Genomic DNA, 22,667 nt, shown 5'->3' with positions numbered 1-22,667 from the left:
CGCGGCCTGTGTTCCGCACGCCCTGCGGGACGCCCAGCGCGCAACGCCTTCTTGTCCGTGTGCGCGTCCCGCTTGGTCATCCCCGGCCGCGGGACCTGAAGGTAGCTTCTCCGCGAACCGCCTCCTGCGCGTTCTGCTGATCTGCATTTCTCCCGCCTCTGCGAAGGGTCCCCCGGTGGCTTGCCAAGCTGCGCGAGCCACCCGGAGACCCTTCGTGGTCAGCGGTATTCGGTGCCGGTGCCCGCCGGCGCAAAAACGGGCTCCCTTTGTGCGCGGATGTGCGCCAGACGATGCCGGCGCGAACCACGACATGCGCCGGGTGTGATTGCTGATGAGCAGACGGTTCTAGCGACGACCGGGCCTGCACCAGCCCACGGGTGGTTCTGTCCTCCCGAGCCGAAGGCCGCAGGGCCTTCGGCGCCTTTCTCCTGCCTATCAACGTCCCGGCCCGCCCCGGGCCACACGAACAGGAGACCCGACATGAACCCGCAACCTTGCACCCTTCGCGGTGCGCCCCAGGCCGCGCCACTGCTGTACGGCAGCGTGTGCAGCGGCATCGAGGCCGTGAGCCTCGCATGGCAACCCCTCGGCCTCAAAGCCGCGTGGTTCGCCGAGATCGAGCCGTTCCCGAGCGCCGTGCTCGCCCACCGTTACCCCCATGTGCCCAACCTGGGCGACATGACCGCGATCGCCCGTCAGGTGCGCGCCGGCACCGTGCCGGCGCCCGACATCCTGGTCGGCGGCACGCCGTGCCAGTCGTTCAGCGTTGCCGGCGCGCGCCAGGGGTTGAACGACCCGCGCGGCGCCTTGACCCTTGCCTATGTGGAGCTTGCAAATGCCATCGACCAAACCCGCCACCAAGACCGCCGCCCGCCGGCAACGCTCGTCTGGGAAAACGTCCCCGGCGTCCTCAACGACCGCAGCAATGCCTTCGGGCATTTCCTGGGCGCACTGGCCGGAGAAAGCCGTGCGCTCCAGCCGCCAGGGGAAAAATGGGCGCACGCTGGTTGTGTGTCTGGACCCCGCCGCCGCATCGCCTGGCGCGTGCTCGACGCTCAATATTTCGGTGTCGCCCAACGCCGCAAGCGCGTGTTTCTTGTGGCATGTGGTGGTGATGACCTCGATCCCTCCGAAGTACTTTTTGAGCGCACAGGCCTGCGCGGGGATTCTTCTGCGGGCCGCGCGCCGTGGCAAGAAGCTGCCCGCGCTGCTGGACCGGGTGCTGCAGCAGCAGGCGGATACGCAGGATTCGCTGGACTGAACCAGCCCTACGGCAAGGTCACGACGACGTTCGGATTCAGCGGCGGCATTGGCCCCGTCGATGTTGCGGCATGCCTGATGGCCGCGGGTCCCAAGCACGACATCCGCACCGAGACGTTCATGGTGCAGTCCATCGCCGGCAGCATCGCCCACACCCTCGACACCGCCAACAACGGCAAGGGCAGCAGCGAGGACGGTACGGGAAAGGGCGTGCCGATCATCGCCTTCACCGCCCAGGGCAGCGGCGCGGACGCCACGATCGACCTGACGCCGACGCTGCGTGCCGGCGGGCATCGCAACAGCCATGCGAACGCAGGCGTCGTGCCCGCCATCGCCTTCGCGCAGAACAACCGCGGCGAAGTGCGCTTCGAGTCGGGCCATGGACAGGTGTCTTGCACCGTCCTGTCCAACGGCAAGCCGGGCTACGGTGTGCCGATGGTGGCCTGCGTTGCCCTGCGGGGACGGACGCAGGGTCTTGCTGCCGAACTGGGCGGAAGCGTTGCGGCGGCGTTGCGTACCAGCGGCGGCGGCGCAGACAAGCCCCATGTCCTGGCCCCCGACTTCGAGGCACATTTCCGCTACGACTGGAATGAATCCGGTGCAGCGGACTGGTCGCAATGGCGGGTGCGGCGGCTGATGCCCATGGAGTGCGAGCGGCTGCAGGGCATGCCCGACGACTACACGCTGATCCCGTATCGCGGCAAGCCTGCCGCAGACGCTCCGCGCTACAAGGCGATTGGCAACTCCATGGCCGTCCCGTGCATGGCTTGGCTGGGCAACCGGCTGGTGCAGTGCCTGCACAAGACGGACTCGACCGCTTCGGATTGATCGACGACGCAGCCTGCCGGCCGCGCCATTCTCCCCCTGCATTGCCGATGTATCGGCAGCAGCCCGCAGCCAGGGTGTCAAGGCTGCCGTGGGTTCCGCCCACGCCACCCACCAGTTCGCTTCGGCATCTCACCGGCGAACGCTGCCCACCGGGGCATCGATGCCTCCTTTCTCCAACCCACGGGATGGTCGCCACGTCCCGTCAGGGGCATGTCGCCACCCGGTCGATTTCAGGACTTCCCATGGACACCATCACCAAGCAAGACCGCATCACGCTGAAGAACCTCAAGGTCGCCGACTTCGCCAGCGAGGAAACGCTGTGCTTCACCGCGACCATCGTGTTCGACGGCACTCCCATCGCCGAGGCCCGCAACGACGGGCATGGCGGCTCGACATTCCTCCGCGCGCTCAACGGCAAGACGACGCTGCTGGCTCAGGCCGAAGCCTTTGCCAAGGGCTTGCCGCCTGCGCCGCTCGATCTAGGCCAGGAGGGTGAAGACCCTCATTACATCGACATGACGCTCGACTTCCTGGTCGATGAACTGGCCGATGCCATGCACGCGGAGCGCAAGGTGCGAGCCGCCTTCAACCGCGACATCGGCAACAAGGTGCTGTTCATCAAGGACGGCAAACTGCTGTTCATCAAAGGCATCAAGCTCAAGGCTATCGCCGACCGCAAGGCGTACTTCGCTTCGCTGCGCACCAGGCAGGCCCAGCCCATCGTCATCCTCGCCGAGCTTCCGCCCGAGCGGGCATTCGACCTGTGGAAGCAGCATGTCCTGGGCGACAAGCCCGATTGACCCAGCGCCACCGCACCCTCCTGACAGCCCCGTACTCGATGCGGGGCTTTTCTTTTCCTGTGCTCATCAATCGGGGCTGGGCCGAATGCCGTTTTCCAACTGACGCGGCGCAGCCCTCGCACGAAGCTGCCTGCATGTTCGCTGATTCGTCAGCACATGCCAGCAGCCAGGGTTCCAGGCTGCCGCGGGTCTCTCCCGCGTCACCCACCAGTCCGCATCGCATCAATTCTGCGGATGAGCGTCCCCGTGACGCTGATGCTTTTTATCAACCGCGTGCGGGAGCTGCCATCCCGTGAGGGACAAGGCCCCGCTTTTCCAAGGAGCCCGTCCATGTCCCAGCAAGCCTCTTTCGGCCAGTTGGCCCTGACCTACTGCGGCAAGTTCCTGCCGCTCGAAGTCTTGCAAAGCGCCGCCGGCCACTACATCGGCACGCGCGATACCGAAGGTCCCGTTTCGCGGGAATCCCGCGAGTACTTCCGCAGCTATGCCGCGGCTCAACGCGCCCTCGAAAGAGGCGGCTGGTCCCAGCTCGCCATTCCCTGATCCAACTGGAGAAATCACGTCATGAACCAGCTACTGCCGCGGGAAGTCGTCGATCAGATCATGCGGGAAGAGCAGCATTTCGCTGCCGCGCCCCAAGCCTTCTTCGAGGCCTGGAAGCGCGGTGTCGAGATTGCTGGTCCCGAGTGGTTCGGCGACGGCACCCGTGAAGGCCTGAACCAGGCCAAGACCAAGTGGGATTTGCGTCCCGACATGCTGCGGCTCAACGATGCCCTCGGCGTCCTGAGCAGCGGCGAACGCATGTTCCTGTCCGCCATGGTCAGCTTCTACAACGCGCGCGAGGGCGGTGCCATGCTCAAGCGCTGCCGCTTCCACGGGCTGTCGGACTTCGACGGTCTCGATCTGGAACGCCGCAAGGTCATCGCCGACCTGCTGGTGAACTACAGCGGTTGGTGAGCCGGTCTCCGGCACGCCACTGTCCTCTCGATCCCCCCGTGAGGGACATGCGCCCATAAGGCCATGTCCCTCAATTTTTCTTCCCCATCGCCCGACGCCAACGGCCTTGGGCTATTCCCTGCGGACGCCATCGTCCGCATGGGCTGGCTCCGCTCTTCTCGAAAGGAGCCAGCATGGCAAACAACTACTACGAAGGCACGGGCGTTCTCGTGCTCAACCGCGTTACTCCCGTCATCAAGGCACTGTTCGGTGCTTTCGCGCTCGACGAAAACCATCCCGGCAATGGGCAGGCCTACATCGCCCAGATCGCCGAAACCAATGATCCACGCTGGACAGATGTGCTGGACGGTCTGGAAAACCTGGCCACACAACTCGGCATCCCCATGCCCGACGACGAAGAGTTGTCGATTCCGCCTCTGCTTGAACGGCTGGCCGCGCACTTCGGTGCTGACCAGGACGGGGAGCTGGAGAACCTGATCGAGCACCACCAATTCGAGGACGGCGCCGACCTGGAAGCCCTGCTTCTGATCGCTACCCGCTTCGATGACGGCCATAACCTGACCGCCATCCAGTTTGAGGGCTGCTGGTATTGCAGCAAGCCAAGGCTATTCGAGTTCGGCGGCAACGGCTGCTACCTGAGCCGTGAGGTCCAGGTCTTCAGAACGTCCTCGCAGGCGCTTCAACTCGGCGATCAACTGCGCAACACCATCCTGGCCGCCGACATCGAAGAGGCCTCAGCGTTGATCGCGCTGGAGGCCGCCAACCTGCTTGCCGGCATCACCGATGAGCAATTTCGCCTAAATGTGCGCCATCGCATCGCCGAACGGCTGGTTCAGACGCCAACGATCAGCGCCGACTGACGCATTTTCCACTTTCAACCAACCGGGTCCAATTCCCGGTGGCGGAGATTGGCCCCAATATTCAAATCTGGAGAGTTCCCATGTCCCAGAAACCCAATCCCTTTCTCCGCGGCTACTGGAATCTGAAAATCGTCCGCACGCTGTGCATCGGCTACGACGACGGAAGCCCGCATGTCTGGCGAATCATCCACGCGAGTCAAAAGCACTTTTCCGACGAGGAACTGATTTCATCCTCGTGCATCGTCACCAGCGATTTCGCCGTGGTCAGGAATGGTCCCGAACCCGTGAGTGCCGAGGTGCTGGCCGAATGCGATACCGCAGAAGGTGTCAGCGGCGAAGGTGTAATCGGTGCCGTGGTCTATGCCATCCATGGCGACGACTTCGACGGTCGCCCCATCCACGTCGGCGACGCCTATTCGGCAGAGGCAGCGCGGGAAGTCGTACAGCGCCTGAGTTTCGAGACCGGCTACTACAGCCGGTGCTGGGAAATCAGCAGCGCACACATCAGCCAAGAAACCGGCCAATACCTCGCCAACCTGGCAGACCTCGCTACGCCGGAGGCATTCCTGTTCATCGCGTTCCGGGTTCCGTACAGCCCGGCGATCGGCATCAAGCTGATCTCCACTCCCTGGACGGACAAGAACCTGGACCACGCCGAGGGCATCAGTGCGGAGCAGCTTCGCCAGGAGCACCGAAGCAAGGGTATGCCGGATGACCTGGCGAACGTCATTGAACTGGCTGGCCAGGCCGACGTGCGCATCCTGATTCTCGACGCCGACGCACCCGTGCTGTTGGGCCTGCCGTTGGCCGAATCCTAGCAGCCGCTCGACGCAACATCCTTCCTCTTTGTTCTCCCCCATACCGGCCCGTCTCCCTCCCGGAGCCGGGCTGGTCCATTTTCATAGGAGCAACCTCATGTTCCCCGACCTCATCTCGCGCACGCCAGACTTCGAGCACCAGCTCGGCGCCTGCGTCAATGCCATGGGCCAGGACGACGCCATCGGCCAGATCCTGGTATTCGAGCGCATGAGCGGCACGCTGCACATGCGCCATATCGCCAGCGCCGACCTGGTGGACACCGACATTGACGACTACGAAATGGTCGTCTTCGACGGTGGCAACACCAGCGGCGATACATGGAAGCATGTCTTCTTCCCACGTCAGCGCGAGCACTACTTCGTGTACGAAGCCTGACCCAACCAAGCCCCTTTTCGAGGGGCTTTTTCTTGTCCGCAGCGCAGGAAAGCGGGTGCGACGCTGTGCGATTTCTTGCAGGCAGGCCGCCCATTCCAGAGCCATCCTTGCTCCATGTTCGTCGGCGTTGCCGACACATGCCCTGGCAGCCGAGACCTTCAAGGCTGCAAGTGCGGGAAACCGTGCTGGTCGTTTCTTCCTATGGACGTACCCCGTCCGTTCACGCCACCCACAAGGGACCTCTCCCTTGCGGGCGGGGAATCCCTTGTTCTTCCTCAAGGAGATTCCCATGGACCGTTCCCTCATCAAATCCATGATGCCTTCGCTTGTCGCGGGCCATGTCCCTCGCAACGTGCGTTCGTTCAAATACCGCGTATTCGATGATCAGCCGCAGTCCTCGACGTTGGGCTTCGCCATTGACCCTCAGCCCTTCAACGGCAAGGTAGTCTCCGCGACCGACGATGCCATCGTCGTCAAGCTCAAGCCTTCCGAGTTCGCCGTGCTCGATCCCAACCTGGTGACCACCGTTCCCAGCGAGGGCGCCAAGGTCCATGTCCAACCCTACGCCCGGCGACGTTTCGACGGGCTTCGCGCGGACACCCCGGAAGTCGTCACCGAGAAGACTTCGGATGGCACGCCTTACACCATCACGAGGCATATCCTTGGCAAAGCACCCGCCAAGCTGCCCATTCCCGAGCCGCAGTGCATGGAGCTGGGCCAACTCATCGAGCAGTTGGAGGAGATGCCCGCGCCCGACGGGTTCCGGTGCATCACCCACATGCTGGTCGATGCAGGTGCCCGCGACTTCGCCTGGGTCGATCCCAAGCCCTCCAGGATCATCGAGACCCCGCCGGCGATCAGCTTCACGGTCTCAACCACCAAGTTCGAGGGTCAGGTGACGATCCTCTACGACCGTGGCGGCGACACCTACGTGGTGGAGCTGCACCGCGACGGTGAGTTGGTCGATAGGCACGACGAGGTGTATTTCGACATGCTCGGTGAAGTGCTGGAGCGGCTCATCGACGACGGGCGCTGGCGCCTGATCGACGTGAGCGTGATCGACGCCAAAGCCTTTCGGCAACGTCAGGCGGTTCCAGCCTGACGTGCCAGACAGGAAGCCTAGCGGCACGACTGATCAGTCCACAGCCTACCGGCGACTGCCCCACAAGCCTTCCATCCGTTTCGGTGGAGGGCTTTTTTCTTCATCCATACAGGAGATTTCAACCATGTCACTGCGATTCAGAGGCTCCGACCTGCGCCCCGTGCTTGCCGAAGCCATCGCCAACCAATGCCGCGTCGCCCTGGCCAAGGACCAGGGCGTGTACTTCCTCGCCGAGCGCGGAGAGCGCCGCCCCGATGGCCGCGTGAAGCTGCTGGCCTATGCCGTCGGCTGCAACCCGGATACCGACCCGTTCGATGACTGGTGGGAACTGGCACGCGCCGAGCTTGGCGGCGACGACTTCGGCGAGTTCTTCGACCCGAAAGACAGCGTTTTCACTCGCATTCTGCAAAGCTCAGATGATCTGGAGCTGTCCGCCACCGCTACGTATCTGTCGCTGGCGGCGGTGGAATCGGCGTAGTCCAAAAATGTCCGCATACCCCTTGAAGCCCCCATTTCGGGGGCTTTCTTTTGGGCGGAACTGGGCAGCCTGGAAAAAATGGGAAGCGCCCGGATGCCGATTGATTGCTGTCGCGCGCGCGAGGCCCGGCCATGCTGACCCCATGCCTGCTGACGTTGTCAGCGACATGCCAAGCAACCATCGGTCTTCAAGGTTGCGTCGCAGTTCCCACTGCGTGACCGAGCCAGCTCGCACCGCATCCATCCGCGAGCGGCCACCAGTCTCTGGTGGCGGATGCTTTCGCCTTATCGACCCACCGCGGGGTTACGCACCTTTCCCCGCATGCGTGGGGCTGGTGTGTCTCCGCTTCTTCCCTATGGAGATTCACCATGAACACCACGTCCAACGAGAAATCGTATTTCGACCTCCACACCTCGGGCATCGGCTACATCCAGCGTGTCCGTGAAGTGCCTGTCCGGGGCGGCCGCCGTGCGCAGCCTTTCCTGGCATGCACCGTTGCCGCGCTGGTCGGCCCCGCCAGGGACCCCAGCTACCGCTACTTCGACGTCAAGGTCTCGGGTGCCGAGGCCAAGAACCTCGTCCAGCGCTACATCGGCGTTGACGATCCCAAGCAGCGCCCGCTGGTGCGCTTCCGCCTCGGCGACCTGTGGGGCGATGCGTACATCCGCGACAAGGGCGAGCGCAAGGGTGAAGCCGCCGCGTCCCTCAAGGCGCGACTGCTCAAGGCCGAGCCGCTTGACCGGGCCGAACTGGCTTCCATCAAGCAGCACGAGCTGATCACCCGCGGCATCGGCTACCTCAGCCGTCCGAAGGACGTCACCCCCAAGGATGGCGATCCGTTCCTGTCGTGCTGCGTCGCGGCTCTGGCCGGGCCTGTCGGTGAACCGGACTATCGGTACTTCGACACCATCGTCGCCACCCCTGAAGCCGAGCACCTGGTTCGCCGGTGCGTGCAGGCCATCGAAGGGGACCGCAAGGTGCTGATCGCCTTCAAGTTGAACGACATGAAGATCGATCCGTACATCCGCACCAAGGGTGAGCGCGCCGGGGAGCCGGGAGCGAGCCTGGAATCGACGCTGATCCACATCGGTCTGATCAAGATCGACGGCACCCAGGTCTATCCGACGAGCCAGGCGCAAGCCGAGGCGTCGCAGGCCGAGGACGCACCCGCGCCCGAAGCCGAGGACGCCGCCGACACCGCTGCCGACCAGCCTATCGAGCCCGCCGAGCGCGAGCCCGCAGGTGAAGTCGAAGAGCAGGAGCCGGCATTGGCTGCTTCGTTCTGATCCGGCATGGCCCCTCACGGGGCCTTGCCTTTTTCCTATTCCTCAAGGAGAAGCATCATGGCAGTCACATCGGCACCCGAGAAATCGGCCACTCCCATCATCGTCCCGGGCCAGCTCGCGCTGCGCACCATTCATGGCCGCAACGGAAAGTTCAATGTTGGCAAGCTCGAATGCCAACTCGGAAAATTCACGATTAAAGACGCGGAGTTGGAGCAATACCCCGAGGGCAAGTATCAAGGGGAGTTCGTCCTTCGCTACATCTTCCTCAAAGGCTATCCGATCAGCGACGGCAGCATGCGTTTCGAGATGCGCGCCAACCTGGACGGTATGACACTTTTCGGCATCGACAAGCTGAGCAAGGCCGAAGCACATAGCTTCGCCCCGCAGGAAGTCGATCCGCTCGATGAAGATCAAGGGACACAGCCTGCGACAACGCCGGCCAAACCCGCCAAGGCATCCAGGTCCGCCAAACCTGCACCCGTGCAGACGTCCGCGGACCCGCTGGTCGATACCACGCCCTTCGGCGTGGACGCGCCGCCTGCTGCGGCTGCTGCCCCCGGCAGCACCGAGGATGGCGACGCCGCGCTGTTCGGCCTGTTGTGGCCGCTGGGCGAGTCTGTGAAGCTGGATTCGACCATCGACCGCCGCGCCCTGCGCGCCCAGATCGCCCGCCTGGGCGAACTGGGCTACGCGCTGGACTTCAAGACGCAGGAGTGGAGCCGCCAGGCCGAACTGCAACCTGCGTGATTGCAGACACCGCATCCGCGGTGTTCTTCATCCACCCGCTGGGGTTCCTTCCCCATGCGGGGGTGGCCTCGGCTTTCTTCTGGAGGTCTCCATCATGTCCACCATCACTTGCGATACACCCCGTTCCGCGCTGGACGAAACCGCGTGGCGCGCCGTTTGCAAGACGGCCGCCGAGCATGCCCAACGTGGTTGCGGCCTGTCCTGGGATCACTGGGTCACGCTTTTCAGCTCGGAGATCGACGCGCAAGCCAGTCGATTGCCGGAAAGCCAGCGCGTTCATGCGCTGGAAATCGCGACCCAGGAATGGGACTACGCAACACCTGCCGAACGGCAGGAAACCCAGGACTGGCTCGCTGAAAACGGCTGCTGTTCGCATGGGATCACGCTGGGTTGCTGCCCGGCCGGTTGCGGTTCCTAGCCCGCACTGCATTCCATCGCCGCACACGCGGCATTCCATCACCCGCTGGGGGTTCTTCCCCACGGGGAGGCCTCTGGCTCTACTTCTTCAGGAGGCCTCTCATGGGCTGGTATTTCTCTCCCCAATCGCGGTCTGAACTGATCGCCGAACTGATCGCACCGCAGGAGACCGAGCGCGCCAGCGTGAAGGTCATCGCCCACACGCTGCGCGGCAACGTCCTCTGGTCCGTCGCGGAAGTGACGGCCAGGGCCGAAGGCGTGCATCGTGATCTCGCGCCGGGCCAGTCCCTGCGCTACATCCGCTGCGATCTTCTGGAGCGCAGCGGCAACCAGTGGGGCTACAAGCCGCTGGACGAGTCCATGCACCCGTACTACTACTCGTGCCCGCTGTCCTATCTGGACCTCGCACCGGAGCAGTCCGCCGACTGGCGTGCAGGCGTTCGCGCCTACCACGCGCGGCGTCGTACAACCACGGTTGCCACGGCACCCGCCGCGGCACTATTGGCCTGAGCCAGGAGGAACCAACATGGACCCGATCCTGGCTGCGCTCCCCGCCTCGCTGTTAAAGCTCGTTGAAGGCAGTTTGTCCAACGACGAAGTTTCCTCCGACGAGGAAATGCTGGCGTACTTCATCGACAACGGCCTCACCGAGGAGCAGGCACGGCAGGCGCTGACCTATCGCGACCAGTACCTCAACAACATCTACCTGGACGGCTTCACGCCGATCACCGCGGTGGACGAGGCGCTTCACTTCAACCCGCACACCCGGCAGTTCGAGCCGGACTGAGCGGTTTTCTTCCACCCCCCCCGGGGCAGTACCTGCCCCGACGGGCGGTGCTGTTCCCGCTCATCCGAGGACACCACCATGCCCGCAAACACTTCTTCCACGCTGTACCGCATCGACGAATGCCCGGACGTGATGGCCGACGCCTGCGTTGGCGATGACCAGGGCAACCTGATCTTCCTGTCCATCTGGGCACGCGACACCGCCGTCCAGCAATTCCTCGCTCGCCTGACCCTCGGGCGCGACGAGCAGGGACTGGACCAGTTCCACGTCATCACCGACCAGGGCGGCAGCGTCCCGGTGTTCATCGGCAACGTCGATCGCCTGGAAAAGCGCATGACCCGCGCCTACCGGCGAACGCTGTTCGGTTCGCTGTCCAACGTGTGGCTGTTCGACCGGCGCTGCGTCAAGCCCGACAAGGCCAACGCCAGCGCATTGGCACTGCTGCCGCGCGACAGCGCCCACCGGCTTGACCGCCTGTGGATGCTGGTGCGGGACACCTGCCCGTTGCCGCTACTCGACCACTGGCGCGAGACCGTGCTGGAACTGCTGCAAAGCCGCGAGATGCTGGCCCGCCTTCCGTTCGCCCTCGGGCCGCTGGAAGGCCATCGGCTCGCCATCGACGTGCCGGCGCTGACCCTGGCGCTGGGCTCCCTGATCCGCAGTGACGCGCTCACCGCCTATCCCTATCCGACCAAGATTTGGACGCCGGAAGCGGTAGCGGCTTGACCCCCTCGGAGGCACGTCTCGGCGTGCTTCCGTCTTTCATCCCCGCCAACCAGGAGACTTCCATGGCCCTCATGTTCCCGCGGCTCGCCCGCAATTTCGCCAAGAACGGGTACTACCCGACCGACGAACCCACGCTCGAAAGAGCCCTCAACGCACTGATGCCCAGCGACGGGCCGATGTGCATCCTTGATCCCTGCGCCGGCGAAGGCGTGGCGATCGCCGAAGCCGCCTATGCCCTCGGGCGTGACCAGGCCAAGGCATTCGCGGTCGAGTTCGACGCGGAGCGGGCACGCCATGCCCGAGGCTTGGTCGATCACTGCCTGCACGCGGACCTGATGGACACGATGGTCTCCAAACAGTCCTTCGGGTTGCTCTGGCTCAACCCGCCGTATGGCGACCTGTCCAAGGACGTCAACGGCAACATCGGCTATCAAGGTCAGGGACGTGCCCGCCTCGAAAAGCTGTTCTATCAGCGTTCGCTGTCGCTGCTGCAGTACGGCGGCATGCTGGTCTTCATCGTCCCCGGCTACGTGCTCGACGCGGAGCTGGTTGGTTGGCTGACACGCCACTACACCGATCTGCGGATCTACCGAGCGGTGGAAACGCAGTTCAAGCAGGTGGTGATCTTTGGCCGAAGGGTGCGCCAGCGCGAGCAGGCCCCCGATGGCGTCAAGGCCGTGCGCAACTTGCTGCTGCAGGTTGGGCTTGGCGAAGTCGAAGCCGAGGAACTGCCGAGCGAATGGCCGTTCCTGCCGTACATCGTCCCCGCCAGTCCGGTCGAGCCGGAGCATTTCTTCCGCGTGACGATGGAGCCGGAGCAGTTCGCCGATGAGGTCGGTCGGCTGCAAGGCCTCTGGCCGTCGCTGGACACGCACCTGGGGGCCGCGCAGCAGTCGCTGCGTCCACCGGCGCGAGCCTTGTCCCACTGGCATCTCGCCCTGGCCTTGGCAGCGGGCGCGATCTCCGGCGTTGTGCGCTCCCAGACGGGGCGCGTGCTCGTCGTCAAAGGTGACACCCACAAGGACAAAACGCTCCAGCGGGAATTCACCGAACGCGAAGACGGCTCCATCGCCGAGACCCGCATCCTCACCGACAAGTTTGTGCCCGTCATCCGCGCGTGGGACATGACGCCTGGCTCCGCGACACGGGGCGAGGTGTTGACCATCCGCTGATCCACCGGACGCGCTGCCGTCCTGCTGTACCACATCGAAGGAGAAACACCATGTTCCCGAATCCGTTCAAGCGGCCAGCGCCGCACAAGCAACCGTTGTTCGCACCGAGTACGTTGAAGTTGAGCGAGAAGGTGCATTGGCTGGCCCGAAGAGGCCTGATCGACCCCTTAGCCTATGTCCAGCGCCATGTGCGCGGGGACTGGGGCGAGATCGATGAGGCCACACGCCAAGCCAACGACGTGGCGATCCAACAGGACAACCTGATGATCTCGCAGTTCAGGATCAGTAAGCGGTCCGTTGTCGGCGTCCTTCCCGCGCGATGAGTGATAGGCGATGCTGGTGTCCACTTCAACTTTCAAGTGGACACTACCCATGGCAGAGGACAGGAATCTGAAGGAGCGGCTGGTAAGGGGCTTTGAGCGTGATGGCAAGCGCCGTTGCTTTGACGAACAGGCCAAGCGTGAGCTGGTGCTGGCCTGTCTGCGACCAGGGGTGTCCGTCGCCGGGATGGCGCTGGAATACGGCCTGAACGCCAACCTGTTGCGTAAATGGATTCGTCAGTATCAAAGCGATGCTACCAGTGAGGGGGCGCCGAACGGCGTGGCCAAGGCAATGCCGACGTTCATCCCGGTTGTTCAGCCGGGACATGCCGATGTTACGGCATGCGAGGCTCATGCGGCACCGGTTGCGCTCGCACGGCAGGCGCAACGCGTCACGCTGCCGTCGCAACTGATTGCCGAACTGCCTAACGGTGTCAAGCTCATCCTTGAATGTGCCGGCGACGATTCAAGCCTGGTGATGACGATGATCGAGACGCTGGGAAGGTGCCATGTTCCGGTTCGACGCTGATCTGAAGGTTTACGTTCACCGCGATGCCGTCGATTTCCGCAAGGGCATTACGGGCCTTTCGACGATCGTGGAGCAGGCACTGGGACTCGATCCGTTCGCACGGGCGGTCTACGTGTTCCGCAACCGGCGTGCCGATCGCCTGAAGCTTCTGCTATGGGAGCGTAACGGGTTCTGGTTGATGCTGCGCCGCCTGGAGGCTGACCGCTTTGCCTGGCCGCGCAGCGAACCAGTACTGGAACTGAGCGTCGAGCAACTGCATTGGCTGCTGGAGGGCATTGATCTGACAGCGATGCGCAAGCACCCGGCGCGATACTATGCACGCGTGAGCTGAGGAGGATGTATCGCTGTCGCGCGAGCGCGGCGCGCGCACAACAATTTGCGCGGTGACGTAAACCCATTTCGCAGCGCAAGCCGGTATGGTTGTGGCATGAACCGCATTTTGATCACCGCCGCAGAACTCGCTGCCCTCATCGCCGAACGCGATGCGATGCTCGCCGAGCGCGACGCGCTGCGTGGCGAACTGCGGGTCACGAAGGTCGAGCGTGATTTGCTCAAGGAACAGCTGAAGGCATTCGAGCGACGGCTGTTCGGGGCGAAGAGCGAAGCACGCAGCGAGGCCCAGCGGGACCTGTTCCTCAATGAAGCGGAAGCGCTGGCTCCGACGACCGCCACGTTACCCGCCCAGGAAGACGACACAGACAGTACGTCGGTGGCAGGCCACAAGCGCGGCAAGCCCGGGCGCAAGCCGCTGGACCCGGCATTGCCACGCAAGGTGATCCGTTACGAGCTCACTGAAGAAGAACGGGTGTGCCAGAACGACGGCAGTGTGCTCGTGGAGATCGGCGTCGAGGTCAGCGAACAGCTGGACATCATCCCGCAGCAGGTTCAGGTGATCCGTCACGAGCGCGTGAAGTACGCATGCCAGCAGTGCGACCAGGGCATGAAGGTGACGCCGGCGCGAGCACGCATCATCCCCAGGGGCCTGTTCACCGAAGCGGCGCTGGCGTGGTTCGTCGTCTCGAAGTATATCGACGGCCTGCCGCTGTACCGGATCGCTGCGCTGCTGCGCCGCTTTGGCGGCGACATCTCGCGAAACACGCTGGCTGCAAGCGTAGTGCGCCTGGGACATTCGGTACAGCCCGTCATCAACCTGATGCGTGATGTGATGCTCGACAGCGAGATCGGGTTCGGCGACGAAACCACCGTGCAGGTTCTCAAGGAGCCAGGGCGCGCACCGCAGACAAAGAGTTACGTCTGGGTCCAGATGAACGGCAGTGGTCCACCCGTGCGCCTGTTTACCTATGCGCCGGGGCGCTCCCAACAGCTTGGTGCGGACGTGTGGGCCGGCATGCGCCATGGCGCCGTGCTGATGACCGACGGGTACAAACCGTATGACACGATCGCGAAGGCTAATGCACTCGTGCATCTTGGTTGCTGGGCGCACTGCAGGAGGTATTTTGTGGAAGCCGAGGCGGCATTGCCCAAAGATGCCCGTGGCCGCCATCAGCCGTCCACCCAGTTTATCTACCTGATCGGCAAGCTCTATGCGGCCGAATCGCATGCCAACAAGAAACCGCACTGGCGAGCGCCTGCGCCGCCGCTATAGCCGTGCGGTGCTCACGAAGATCAGGACCCTGCTCGATGAGTACCTGGAAACAACCGCGCCCACAGGGCTGCTGGGCAAGGCCTTGAACTACACGGCGGGACAGTGGCCCAAGCTGATCCGTTACGTCGAGAATCCGGCATGGCCCGTTGACAATAATTTATGTGAGAACATGATCCGCCCGTTTGTCCTGGGGAGAAAGGCATGGCTTTTTTCGGACACCGTAGGAGGTGCAAAGGCCTCGGCAAACCTGTATTCACTCGTCCAGACCTGCGTCGCGAATCGCATCGATATCTACGCGTATCTTGTCGACCTGTTCAAGGCTCTGCCGCTCGCGAAGACCGCAGAGGATTACGAAGCTCTACTTCCTTGGAGACTGGGCAAGGTCCTTTTAGAAAAAAATCGATAGGTCAAGTTGGCGGGCAGGACGTGCTTCACTGACCGCTTACCAGGATCACGCCGGACCTGGCGCTAATCGTCAAGACCAGCGAGGACCACCAGACCACGGTGATCCAGCTTCCCGAAGAGCGGGACCTGATCTGACGTCCCCACATCGTCATCCTCATTCTCCTGACGGAGCCACTTCACTCCGGCAGGGGTGTCGTGGCTCAATGACTCATCAAGGAGGAGCCCATGGCATCACATCGCATCGAAACCTACTGTCAGAACCTGGCGTTCCCCATCGGGGCGCTTATCTTCAGCAAAGGCATTGACCGCCTGGTCCGCTCGGGTCGCCTCGACCCGATCCCGTACTTCAGGCGCCACACCCGTGGCGACTGGGGCGACGTCAACGTCCAGCAATGGCAGGCCAACAGCACCGCGCTTCAATCAGGCGCATCGCTGGCATCGCACTACGTGATCCATCCGGGGCTGGCCATTCGCATCGTTACCGACGCGGAGCGCCACGCCACCGTCATCGTTCTGCCGTCCGAGGACTGAGCACGGTTCAGCCGCTGGCCACCCAGGCCAGCACCTTCAACCACCGTCGGCCACGCGTCGATTTACTTCCCACCACGGGGCATGCCACTGCCCCGCTGGGGGTGGTGCATGCCCCTTTTTCTTTGGAGCATCACCATGTCCCTCGATCTCGAAACCAATGCCGCTGAAGCCGCGCCCGTACAGGGCGAACTGCTCGACGCGGAATCTTCCCCTCTGACCCTGAGCCTTCAGGATTTCGTCGGCGAGTTCGGCGACGAACTGCTCGACGCCCTCAACAGCGCCAACCCGCCGGTCTATACCGGCCAACCGCAAGCACATCGCCAGCTCATCGTCGCCAGCCTCAAGCGCAAGCTGTTCCAGGCCCAGGCCGAAGTCGTCCACGCCGCCGCGGAGCTGCTGATTGACCGTGGCGAGCGCGCCGCGATCGTCAATGGCGAGATGGGCTGCGGCAAGACGACCGTCGGCATCGCCACGGCCGCTGTGCTCAACGCCGAAGGCTACCGCCGGACCTTGGTTCTCTCGCCCCCGCACCTTGTTTACAAGTGGCGGCGCGAGATCCAGGAGACAGTAGCGGGCGCGAAGGTCTGGGTGCTCAACGGCCCCGATACCTTGGTCAAGCTCATCAAGCTGCGCGAGCAGTTGGGTGTGCAGCCGACCGGCCAGGAGTTCTTTGTCCTGGGGCGCGTCAGGATGCGGATGGGGTTCCACTGGAAGCCTGTCTTCACCCAGCGGCGCACCCGCCACGGCGACGTGGCGGCCTGCCCGGACTGCGGCACGGTCATCACCGACCTCGACGGCGAGCCGGTCAACCCGGTCGCGCTCGAAGCCGAGGAGTACCGCAGGAAGTGCAGCCATTGCGCAGCGCCCCTGTGGACGCTGATCCGCCCACGCAGCCTGTCCGGCAGCGACCAGTCCTCGGCCGTGCTGAAAGCCTTGAAGCGCATCCCGACCATCGGGGCAGTCACCGCGCAGAAGCTGATGCAGAAGTTCGGAGACGGCTTCCTGGCCTCGATGCTCGGCGACAACATCCATGAGTTCATCAACCTCATGGACGGCAACGGCGAGCTGGTGTTTTCCGACCGTCAGGCCACCCGCATGGAACGTGCGATGGCCAACATGGAGTTCGGCTTTGGCGAAGGCGGCTACCAGCCGTCCGAGTTCATCAAACGCTACCTGCCGCAAGGCACGTTCGACCTGCTCATCGCCGATGAGGCGCACGAGTACAAGAACGGCGGCAGTGCCCAAGGCCAGGCCATGGGCGTGCTGGCAGCGAAGGCTCGCAAGACCTTGCTGCTGACTGGCACGCTGATGGGCGGCTACGGGGACGACCTGTTCTACCTGCTGTTCCGAGCCCTTCCGGGGCGGATGATCGAAGACGGCTACCGCCCGACCACGAGCGGCAGCATGACCTCGGCCGCGATGGCGTTCATGCGCGATCACGGGGTCTTGAAGGACATCTACTCCGAGAGCACCGGCACGGCGCACAAGACGGCCAAGGGCACCAAGGTATCGGTGCGCACGGTCAAGGCCCCGGGCTTCGGCCCCAAGGGCGTCTTGCGCTGCATCCTGCCGTTCACGATCTTCCTCAAGCTCAAGGACATCGGCGGCAACATCCTGCCGCCGTATGACGAGGAGTTCCGCGAAGTCGCGATGGACACGGCGCAAGCCGCGGCCTACCGCGATCTGGCGGGTCGGCTGACCGCGGAGCTGAAACAGGCTCTTGCACGACGCGATACGACCTTGCTGGGTGTGGTGCTCAACGTGCTACTGGCCTGGCCAGATTGCTGCTTCCGGTCGGAGACCGTGGTGCATCCGCGCACGCGCAACACCTTGGCGTTCGTCCCGGCTCAGTTCAACGAGTTCGAGATCAGCCCCAAGGAGCGTGAGCTGATCGACATCTGCAAAGAGGAGAAGGCGCAGGGCCGCAAGGTGCTGGCCTACACGGTCTATACCGGCACGCGCGACACGACCAGCCGGTTGAAGGTGCTGCTGGAGCAGGAAGGCTTCAAGGTGGCGGTGCTGCGCGCAAGCGTGGATGCCAGCCGCCGCGAGGACTGGATCGCCGAACAACTGGACCGTGGCATCGATGTGCTCATCACCAACCCCGAGCTGGTTAAAACGGGACTGGACCTGTTGGAGTTTCCGACGATCGTGTTCATGCAGTCGGGCTACAACGTGTACTCGCTGCAGCAGGCGGCACGCCGCTCCTGGCGCATCGGGCAGAAGCAACCCGTGCGCGTGATCTACCTTGGCTACGCCGGCTCCTCGCAGATGACCTGCCTCGAACTGATGGCCAAGAAGATCATGGTCTCGCAGTCCACCTCGGGCGACGTGCCCGAATCAGGGTTGGACGTCCTGAACCAGGATGGTGATTCGGTCGAGGTCGCACTGGCCCGGCAACTGGTCGCCGCCTGATCCCCACGCCAACGCTGGCCTAACGCCGCCGGCTTTCCGCTGTTCCCACCTTGCAGCCACGTCCACGGTCTCCGTGGGCGTGGCTGCGCTTTTTCGATCCCAAGGAGATTTCCATGAACACCAATACCCAAGCAACGACCAAAGTCGTCAGTGCTCGCCTCACGCTGGACGTGACTTACCTGCTCAACGGCGAGGCCGAATCGGAAATGCTGGCACGGCTGCGCAGCATGTGCGAATACGCCATCGATGAGGGTCTGCTGACCGGCGAGACCGCCGCGGAAGTGGATAAGTGGTCGATCGATGTGTCCGAGCAGCCCTCGGAAGCTGAGAGTGACACCCTGGTAACCGAGATCGCCTCCTTCATGCGGCAGCGCATCGAAGACGGCAATCTGAACGCTGAAGACATCCCCGTGCGCCTGGCGCGCTACGGCCTGATGGCTCCCGAGGCATTCGCCGACGAGATGCGCGAGCGCATGGGTATGGCCGACGAAGAACCCGAGAGTCAGGCTGTCATCCCTCCGACCGAGCCTGCTGAAGGCGGCGAGATCGAGATGCAAGTCGCTGTCGCCTGCGTCGATGCTTCCGGCACCCCCAACATGCCGGTCTTCAAGGTCAGAACCACCCAGGAGGAATACGACCAGGGTGCCCACTACCACAAAGCCAAGGATCTGGCCGAAGAAGCCCGGTACGAAGGGCCGTTCGTCTGCTTCGACGCTGCCGAATATGGCCCCATCCTGTCGGCCGCCCGCGAACTGGGTCTTGTCCCGCAGGTCGTCGTGGTCGATATGACCGACGGCCAGATCCACTCCATCCGCTGCGACACCGGCGAGATCAAAGTCGTCTGCTACGACACCAGCGATACCGACGAGTACTCGGTGGCGATGGCGGACCGGCCGCTCGGCGAGAACGGCCAACTCGTGCGCTGCTGGGCGCATGCCCAACTGGCACAGGTCGATCCTGGCCTGAAGCTGGCTCGGGGTTGATTCGGCAGGGTCCGACCTGCGCTCTCATTGGCCCCTTCGGGGGCCTTTTTCTTTGGAGGGAGGCTGTCGGAAAATCGGACGGGGCGTGATTCGCATTGTTTGCTGCCGCGCACGACCCCAGCGGCGATGGTGAGGGCTCGATGTTTCAGGACGCCGAGCTATGTGCCCCTCTCCACCCTGGTTTCACCATCCCGAACGCCGCCTGCTGACGGGATTTCTCGGCCTGCTTTGGTCGGTACTGGCTGGCGGCTGCGCGACAACGACTGCGCCGCACGCACCCGATGCCTTCGAGGAAGTCTCGACCGCGCCCGAACCCGAAGCGCCCGAGTACATCCCCGTTGTGCGCTATGGGCGCTACACGTTGGTCGAGCTGGCCCCCACGGCGGCGCAGCGCGACCTGCTGTTGCAGACCATCGATGTTTCGATGCCGGCGGATGCCCGCGTCACGGTCGGCGATGGGCTGCGGCACGTGCTCAAGCGCAGCGGCTACAGCCTGTGTCAAACGGCACATGCCGTGATCGAGTTGTATGCGCTGCCGCTGCCGGCGGCGCACCTGCATCTCGGTCCCATGACCTTGCGCGACGCGCTGATCACCCTAGCTGGTCCGGCCTGGGAACTGCACGCGGATGACCGCGCACGACAAATTTGCTTCGAGCGGCCCGGCGACAGCATGGCCGTCGAATCCATGCCTGAACCGGCCGCCGCCGATGCGGTGCAGACCTTCCCACTGATGCCCTCCATTCCAGGCGGCCAGCCATGAACACTCCCCAATCCTCGCGGCGCCCGGCTGCCGCCGTGGTGGCGCAAAGCCTGCTCTGGCTCTGGCTGCTCGGTCTCAGCGTCATCGTGGCCCTCGGCTACCAGGCGATGAGCGACCAGGCCGACGAGGAACGGCTCGACTCCCGTTTGCAACGCCTCGAAGCGCAGGCGGTGGCCTTGGCCGAGACCATCGGAACCATCCAGCAGCGTCCGCAGGTCGCAACGGCGGCGGACCTCAAAGACACCCGCCAAATCCTGGAAGCACGCGCTTCCCAAGTTGAGAAGACATTGAGCAGCTACGCAGCAGCCGACGACCTTCAGGCGCTGCGCGCGGAGATCGAGCAGATCAAGACGCGTCAGACCGCCGCGCGTGCAGCAACACCCGCCCAGCCGCGCACATCGAGCAAGCCCGCCGCCAAGCCTGAACCGCCGCCACTGCCGTTCCGCATCGTCGGCGCCGAACTGCGCGCCGGCCAGCTCAGTGTGTCCGTCGCGCCGAGCAGCGGGGACTTCACGCCCGACCAGCTTCAGGTGCTGTTGCCCGGTGATGCGGTCGGTCCATGGCGCTTGCAGGCAATCGATGGCAGCGCTGCGGTGTTCCAAGCCGGCGAACAGATCCGTCGCGTGGCGATTCCCTGATCGGAGCACACGACATGAAGCCGTCGATCATCCTTTCCGCACTCCTACTGGCTTCAGTCCAGTGGCCCGCGTGGGCGCAACAGCCAGCCACAGCTCCAGCCCGCAATGCGCAGAGCCAGGAGCGCCCGCTGGCCGCCCGCGTCCTGGACGACCGAGTAGCAAGCAACTGGGGGCTCCAACCCCTGGAATGGGCGCGTTACCGCGAGCTGATGGATGGGCCGCTGGGCATCTACTCGCCAAACCTGGACCCGCTGTCTGCCCTAGGCATCGAGGCACGCACCGACGAAGAACGGCGGCGCTATGCAGAGCTGCAGGTGCAAGTCGAGGCTCGCCGCGTCGAGAAGCTGCTCGCCTACCAACGTGCCTACGACGAAGCCTGGCAGCGCCTGAACCCCGGCATGCAGCGCGTGAACCTGCCCGACGACGGGCCGGGCACCGGCACCGCGCGCGGCAGCGGTCGCATGGCGGTGTTCGTCAAGGACGGCTGCGCGGCCTGTGGGCAGCTCGTGCAGCGGCTGCAATCCTCGGGTGCCGAGTTCGACCTGTATATGGTGGGCAGCCGCCAGGACGACGCACGCATCCGCGACTGGGCCAAGCGCGCGCAGATCGACCCGGCGCGCGTGCGCAGCGGCAGCATTACCCTCAACCACGACGGCGGCCGCTGGCTGTCGCTGGGCCTGCCCGGTGACTTGCCCGCGGCTGTGCGCGAGGTGAACGGCCAATGGCAGCGCCAGCCGTAGCGGCCACCTCCTTCTCGCAGCTCTTGTGCGCACTGGTGCTCGCTACCGGCCTGTGCGCCTGCGCCGTCCATGCCCAGGAGATTCCGCCACCTGCCTACCAGCTCGCCGCCCAGCAGGCGGGCATCCCCTCGACCGTGCTCTACGCCGTGGCCTTGCAGGAGAGCGGCGTTCGACGCAACGGGCGCATCGTGCCGTGGCCGTGGTCCCTCAATGTCGCCGGCCAGTCGCGCCGCTTCGCCACGCGCGCCGACGCCTGCTCGGGCTTGCAACAGGCAATGCGTACCACGCCCCACACGCGCATCGATGCAGGCCTGGTCCAGATCAACCTCGGCTACCACAAGCATCGCTTCACCAGCGCGTGCGACCTGCTGGACCCGTATCGAAACCTCGCCATCGCCGCTGAAATCCTGAACGAGCAGCACACGTCCGGCGAAGACTGGCTGCTCGCGATCGGCCGCTACCACCGTCCTGCGGGCGGCGAGCCCGCCGCCCGCTACCGGCGCAGCGTGTCGCGCCATCTCGCGCGTGTGCAGGGCGCACATCCAAACGCCGCGGTGCTCGCCGCGCGCCAGGAGACTTCCCCATGACAAAATCCCATCTGGCCCTGCGGGGCCTGCTTGTGCTGCTGGCAGGTCTGCCGCTGGCATCGCGTGCCGGCGATCCGCTGATCGTGGTCGAAGATCGCGGTGGCACGTCGGCGCTGCCGTACTACGAGGCCCTCAACCTCCAGGCGCGCGCCGATGTCCCGGGCCGGCCGCCCATTCCGACGCCACAGGTTCCCGCCACACCCGCGGACGAGGCAGCGATGCTGCCGGTGCGTAGCGCCAAGCTCACGCCCGGCACCGTCGCGCGGCGCGTGATCGAAGCGCCCGGCCTGCGGCCGTTCGTGGTCATCGGCGACGACGACGCCTCCCGGGCCTGGCTGCAGCGCCGCGGCGTCGCTTTGCGCGAACGCGGCGCGGTCGGCCTCGTGGTCAATGTCGAGACCGCGCAGGGCCTGGCACGGTTGCGTGCCCTGGTGCCGGGCGTGCCGCTCGCGCCCGTAGCCGGAGACGACCTGGCCGATCGCCTGGGGCTGCGGCACTACCCGGCGCTGATCACGGCCACCGGCATCGAGCAATGAAGC

General features: G+C 64.4%; 27 protein-coding genes and 2 pseudogenes. All 29 read left to right on the top strand.

From position 1 onward, the window contains the following. Positions 1-480: 480 nt before the first annotated feature. The 29 genes and pseudogenes from LY284_RS02005 to LY284_RS01865 all read left to right on the top strand — a co-directional run bounded on the left by LY284_RS02005 (position 481) and on the right by LY284_RS01865 (position 22,664). Positions 481-2,088 carry a DNA cytosine methyltransferase gene (locus LY284_RS02005; RefSeq protein ID WP_023103930.1) on the top strand — a complete coding sequence of 536 codons (1,608 nt, stop codon included), beginning with the start codon at positions 481-483 and terminating at the stop codon, positions 2,086-2,088. Positions 2,089-2,330: 242 nt separating this feature from the next. Then, on the top strand, positions 2,331-2,888 hold the full coding sequence (locus LY284_RS02000; RefSeq protein ID WP_023103929.1) for a hypothetical protein: 558 nt from the start codon (positions 2,331-2,333) through the stop codon (positions 2,886-2,888). Positions 2,889-3,218: 330 nt separating this feature from the next. Then, positions 3,219-3,431 carry a hypothetical protein gene (locus tag LY284_RS01995; RefSeq protein WP_003290186.1) on the top strand — a complete coding sequence of 71 codons (213 nt, stop codon included), beginning with the start codon at positions 3,219-3,221 and terminating at the stop codon, positions 3,429-3,431. 21 nt (positions 3,432-3,452) lie between these two features. Then, positions 3,453-3,845 (top strand): hypothetical protein, encoded by a 393-nt coding sequence (locus LY284_RS01990; protein WP_017512401.1) that lies wholly within the window; start codon positions 3,453-3,455, stop codon positions 3,843-3,845. Positions 3,846-4,018: 173 nt separating this feature from the next. Beyond that, positions 4,019-4,705 (top strand): hypothetical protein, encoded by a 687-nt coding sequence (locus tag LY284_RS01985; RefSeq protein ID WP_017512402.1) that lies wholly within the window; start codon positions 4,019-4,021, stop codon positions 4,703-4,705. A gap of 80 nt (positions 4,706-4,785) precedes the next feature. Next, positions 4,786-5,523: a hypothetical protein gene (locus LY284_RS01980; RefSeq protein ID WP_017512403.1), complete on the top strand. Its 738-nt coding sequence runs from the start codon at positions 4,786-4,788 to the stop codon at positions 5,521-5,523. Between the two features lie 97 nt (positions 5,524-5,620). Further along, on the top strand, positions 5,621-5,899 hold the full coding sequence (locus tag LY284_RS01975; protein ID WP_009459701.1) for a hypothetical protein: 279 nt from the start codon (positions 5,621-5,623) through the stop codon (positions 5,897-5,899). Between the two features lie 289 nt (positions 5,900-6,188). Continuing rightward, positions 6,189-7,001, top strand: coding sequence for a hypothetical protein (locus tag LY284_RS01970; RefSeq protein WP_023103925.1), 813 nt, complete (start codon positions 6,189-6,191; stop codon positions 6,999-7,001). 124 nt (positions 7,002-7,125) lie between these two features. Next, complete coding sequence (locus LY284_RS01965; RefSeq protein WP_009459699.1) at positions 7,126-7,479, top strand: DUF3085 domain-containing protein; 354 nt, start codon at positions 7,126-7,128, stop codon at positions 7,477-7,479. 368 nt (positions 7,480-7,847) lie between these two features. Further along, positions 7,848-8,765 (top strand): DUF3577 domain-containing protein, encoded by a 918-nt coding sequence (locus LY284_RS01960; RefSeq protein WP_023103924.1) that lies wholly within the window; start codon positions 7,848-7,850, stop codon positions 8,763-8,765. A 57-nt stretch (positions 8,766-8,822) separates the two neighbouring features. Beyond that, on the top strand, positions 8,823-9,512 hold the full coding sequence (locus LY284_RS01955) for a DUF3275 family protein (protein ID WP_023103923.1): 690 nt from the start codon (positions 8,823-8,825) through the stop codon (positions 9,510-9,512). 94 nt (positions 9,513-9,606) lie between these two features. After that, a complete protein-coding gene (locus LY284_RS01950) occupies positions 9,607-9,930 on the top strand; it encodes a hypothetical protein (protein ID WP_023103922.1) in 324 nt (107 codons plus the stop codon). 101 nt (positions 9,931-10,031) lie between these two features. Further along, entirely contained in the window at positions 10,032-10,439 is a 408-nt protein-coding gene (locus LY284_RS01945; RefSeq protein ID WP_153164368.1) for a hypothetical protein, read from the top strand. 16 nt (positions 10,440-10,455) lie between these two features. Beyond that, complete coding sequence (locus LY284_RS01940) at positions 10,456-10,716, top strand: hypothetical protein (protein ID WP_023103920.1); 261 nt, start codon at positions 10,456-10,458, stop codon at positions 10,714-10,716. Positions 10,717-10,794: 78 nt separating this feature from the next. Further along, positions 10,795-11,442 (top strand): hypothetical protein, encoded by a 648-nt coding sequence (locus LY284_RS01935; RefSeq protein ID WP_023103919.1) that lies wholly within the window; start codon positions 10,795-10,797, stop codon positions 11,440-11,442. Between the two features lie 38 nt (positions 11,443-11,480). Next, on the top strand, positions 11,481-12,614 hold the full coding sequence (locus tag LY284_RS01930) for a DUF6094 domain-containing protein (RefSeq protein ID WP_254912518.1): 1,134 nt from the start codon (positions 11,481-11,483) through the stop codon (positions 12,612-12,614). Between the two features lie 50 nt (positions 12,615-12,664). Then, positions 12,665-12,937 carry a methyltransferase gene (locus LY284_RS01925; protein ID WP_309243175.1) on the top strand — a complete coding sequence of 91 codons (273 nt, stop codon included), beginning with the start codon at positions 12,665-12,667 and terminating at the stop codon, positions 12,935-12,937. A gap of 10 nt (positions 12,938-12,947) precedes the next feature. Next, positions 12,948-13,463: a transposase gene (locus tag LY284_RS01920; RefSeq protein ID WP_080443120.1), complete on the top strand. Its 516-nt coding sequence runs from the start codon at positions 12,948-12,950 to the stop codon at positions 13,461-13,463. Further along, positions 13,444-13,794, top strand: a complete 351-nt coding sequence (gene tnpB / locus LY284_RS01915; protein ID WP_012250655.1) for an IS66 family insertion sequence element accessory protein TnpB — start codon at positions 13,444-13,446, stop codon at positions 13,792-13,794. Before LY284_RS01920 ends, tnpB begins: the two co-directional genes overlap by 20 nt. Before the next feature lie 96 nt (positions 13,795-13,890). Continuing rightward, a pseudogene (locus LY284_RS01910) lies at positions 13,891-15,475 on the top strand (IS66 family transposase). 41 nt (positions 15,476-15,516) lie between these two features. Continuing rightward, positions 15,517-15,609: pseudogene (locus LY284_RS01905) on the top strand (methyltransferase); the annotation flags it as partial. A 90-nt stretch (positions 15,610-15,699) separates the two neighbouring features. Beyond that, positions 15,700-16,005 carry a hypothetical protein gene (locus LY284_RS01900; protein ID WP_023103916.1) on the top strand — a complete coding sequence of 102 codons (306 nt, stop codon included), beginning with the start codon at positions 15,700-15,702 and terminating at the stop codon, positions 16,003-16,005. A gap of 135 nt (positions 16,006-16,140) precedes the next feature. Then, a complete protein-coding gene (locus LY284_RS01895) occupies positions 16,141-18,420 on the top strand; it encodes a helicase-related protein (RefSeq protein WP_028690958.1) in 2,280 nt (759 codons plus the stop codon). Between the two features lie 113 nt (positions 18,421-18,533). Further along, on the top strand, positions 18,534-19,403 hold the full coding sequence (locus tag LY284_RS01890; RefSeq protein ID WP_028690957.1) for a hypothetical protein: 870 nt from the start codon (positions 18,534-18,536) through the stop codon (positions 19,401-19,403). Positions 19,404-19,563: 160 nt separating this feature from the next. Then, a complete protein-coding gene (locus tag LY284_RS01885; protein ID WP_028690956.1) occupies positions 19,564-20,163 on the top strand; it encodes a PilL N-terminal domain-containing protein in 600 nt (199 codons plus the stop codon). Then, positions 20,160-20,801: a hypothetical protein gene (locus LY284_RS01880; RefSeq protein ID WP_023103912.1), complete on the top strand. Its 642-nt coding sequence runs from the start codon at positions 20,160-20,162 to the stop codon at positions 20,799-20,801. The genes LY284_RS01885 and LY284_RS01880 overlap by 4 nt, the downstream gene beginning before the upstream one ends. Before the next feature lie 14 nt (positions 20,802-20,815). Then, positions 20,816-21,541 (top strand): TIGR03759 family integrating conjugative element protein, encoded by a 726-nt coding sequence (locus LY284_RS01875; protein ID WP_042862846.1) that lies wholly within the window; start codon positions 20,816-20,818, stop codon positions 21,539-21,541. After that, a complete protein-coding gene (locus LY284_RS01870; RefSeq protein ID WP_028690955.1) occupies positions 21,523-22,128 on the top strand; it encodes a transglycosylase SLT domain-containing protein in 606 nt (201 codons plus the stop codon). The genes LY284_RS01875 and LY284_RS01870 overlap by 19 nt, the downstream gene beginning before the upstream one ends. Beyond that, the gene (locus LY284_RS01865) at positions 22,125-22,664 is read left to right on the top strand and encodes an integrating conjugative element protein (protein WP_017515759.1); all 540 of its coding nucleotides are present in this window, start codon (positions 22,125-22,127) and stop codon (positions 22,662-22,664) included. The genes LY284_RS01870 and LY284_RS01865 overlap by 4 nt, the downstream gene beginning before the upstream one ends. Positions 22,665-22,667: the final 3 nt, after the last annotated feature.

The organism is Caballeronia sp. PC1, assembly GCF_021353155.1.
GTDB classification, from domain to species: domain Bacteria; phylum Pseudomonadota; class Gammaproteobacteria; order Burkholderiales; family Burkholderiaceae; genus Caballeronia; species Caballeronia cordobensis.
Note: the sequence above shows the minus strand (reverse complement) of the source record. Positions and strands in the feature narration are given on the sequence as shown.

What these genes read in the sequence shown, in the direction of transcription:
- LY284_RS02005 (WP_023103930.1), top strand. Translation starts at nt 481, where the DNA reads ATGAACCCGCAACCTTGCACCCTTCGCGGTGCGCCCCAGGCCGCGCCA.
- LY284_RS02000 (WP_023103929.1), top strand. Translation starts at nt 2,331, where the DNA reads ATGGACACCATCACCAAGCAAGACCGCATCACGCTGAAGAACCTCAAG.
- LY284_RS01995 (WP_003290186.1), top strand. Translation starts at nt 3,219, where the DNA reads ATGTCCCAGCAAGCCTCTTTCGGCCAGTTGGCCCTGACCTACTGCGGC.
- LY284_RS01990 (WP_017512401.1), top strand. Translation starts at nt 3,453, where the DNA reads ATGAACCAGCTACTGCCGCGGGAAGTCGTCGATCAGATCATGCGGGAA.
- LY284_RS01985 (WP_017512402.1), top strand. Translation starts at nt 4,019, where the DNA reads ATGGCAAACAACTACTACGAAGGCACGGGCGTTCTCGTGCTCAACCGC.
- LY284_RS01980 (WP_017512403.1), top strand. Translation starts at nt 4,786, where the DNA reads ATGTCCCAGAAACCCAATCCCTTTCTCCGCGGCTACTGGAATCTGAAA.
- LY284_RS01975 (WP_009459701.1), top strand. Translation starts at nt 5,621, where the DNA reads ATGTTCCCCGACCTCATCTCGCGCACGCCAGACTTCGAGCACCAGCTC.
- LY284_RS01970 (WP_023103925.1), top strand. Translation starts at nt 6,189, where the DNA reads ATGGACCGTTCCCTCATCAAATCCATGATGCCTTCGCTTGTCGCGGGC.
- LY284_RS01965 (WP_009459699.1), top strand. Translation starts at nt 7,126, where the DNA reads ATGTCACTGCGATTCAGAGGCTCCGACCTGCGCCCCGTGCTTGCCGAA.
- LY284_RS01960 (WP_023103924.1), top strand. Translation starts at nt 7,848, where the DNA reads ATGAACACCACGTCCAACGAGAAATCGTATTTCGACCTCCACACCTCG.
- LY284_RS01955 (WP_023103923.1), top strand. Translation starts at nt 8,823, where the DNA reads ATGGCAGTCACATCGGCACCCGAGAAATCGGCCACTCCCATCATCGTC.
- LY284_RS01950 (WP_023103922.1), top strand. Translation starts at nt 9,607, where the DNA reads ATGTCCACCATCACTTGCGATACACCCCGTTCCGCGCTGGACGAAACC.
- LY284_RS01945 (WP_153164368.1), top strand. Translation starts at nt 10,032, where the DNA reads ATGGGCTGGTATTTCTCTCCCCAATCGCGGTCTGAACTGATCGCCGAA.
- LY284_RS01940 (WP_023103920.1), top strand. Translation starts at nt 10,456, where the DNA reads ATGGACCCGATCCTGGCTGCGCTCCCCGCCTCGCTGTTAAAGCTCGTT.
- LY284_RS01935 (WP_023103919.1), top strand. Translation starts at nt 10,795, where the DNA reads ATGCCCGCAAACACTTCTTCCACGCTGTACCGCATCGACGAATGCCCG.
- LY284_RS01925 (WP_309243175.1), top strand. Translation starts at nt 12,665, where the DNA reads ATGTTCCCGAATCCGTTCAAGCGGCCAGCGCCGCACAAGCAACCGTTG.
- LY284_RS01920 (WP_080443120.1), top strand. Translation starts at nt 12,948, where the DNA reads ATGCTGGTGTCCACTTCAACTTTCAAGTGGACACTACCCATGGCAGAG.
- tnpB (WP_012250655.1), top strand. Translation starts at nt 13,444, where the DNA reads ATGTTCCGGTTCGACGCTGATCTGAAGGTTTACGTTCACCGCGATGCC.
- LY284_RS01900 (WP_023103916.1), top strand. Translation starts at nt 15,700, where the DNA reads ATGGCATCACATCGCATCGAAACCTACTGTCAGAACCTGGCGTTCCCC.
- LY284_RS01895 (WP_028690958.1), top strand. Translation starts at nt 16,141, where the DNA reads ATGTCCCTCGATCTCGAAACCAATGCCGCTGAAGCCGCGCCCGTACAG.
- LY284_RS01890 (WP_028690957.1), top strand. Translation starts at nt 18,534, where the DNA reads ATGAACACCAATACCCAAGCAACGACCAAAGTCGTCAGTGCTCGCCTC.
- LY284_RS01885 (WP_028690956.1), top strand. Translation starts at nt 19,564, where the DNA reads ATGTGCCCCTCTCCACCCTGGTTTCACCATCCCGAACGCCGCCTGCTG.
- LY284_RS01880 (WP_023103912.1), top strand. Translation starts at nt 20,160, where the DNA reads ATGAACACTCCCCAATCCTCGCGGCGCCCGGCTGCCGCCGTGGTGGCG.
- LY284_RS01875 (WP_042862846.1), top strand. Translation starts at nt 20,816, where the DNA reads ATGAAGCCGTCGATCATCCTTTCCGCACTCCTACTGGCTTCAGTCCAG.
- LY284_RS01870 (WP_028690955.1), top strand. Translation starts at nt 21,523, where the DNA reads ATGGCAGCGCCAGCCGTAGCGGCCACCTCCTTCTCGCAGCTCTTGTGC.
- LY284_RS01865 (WP_017515759.1), top strand. Translation starts at nt 22,125, where the DNA reads ATGACAAAATCCCATCTGGCCCTGCGGGGCCTGCTTGTGCTGCTGGCA.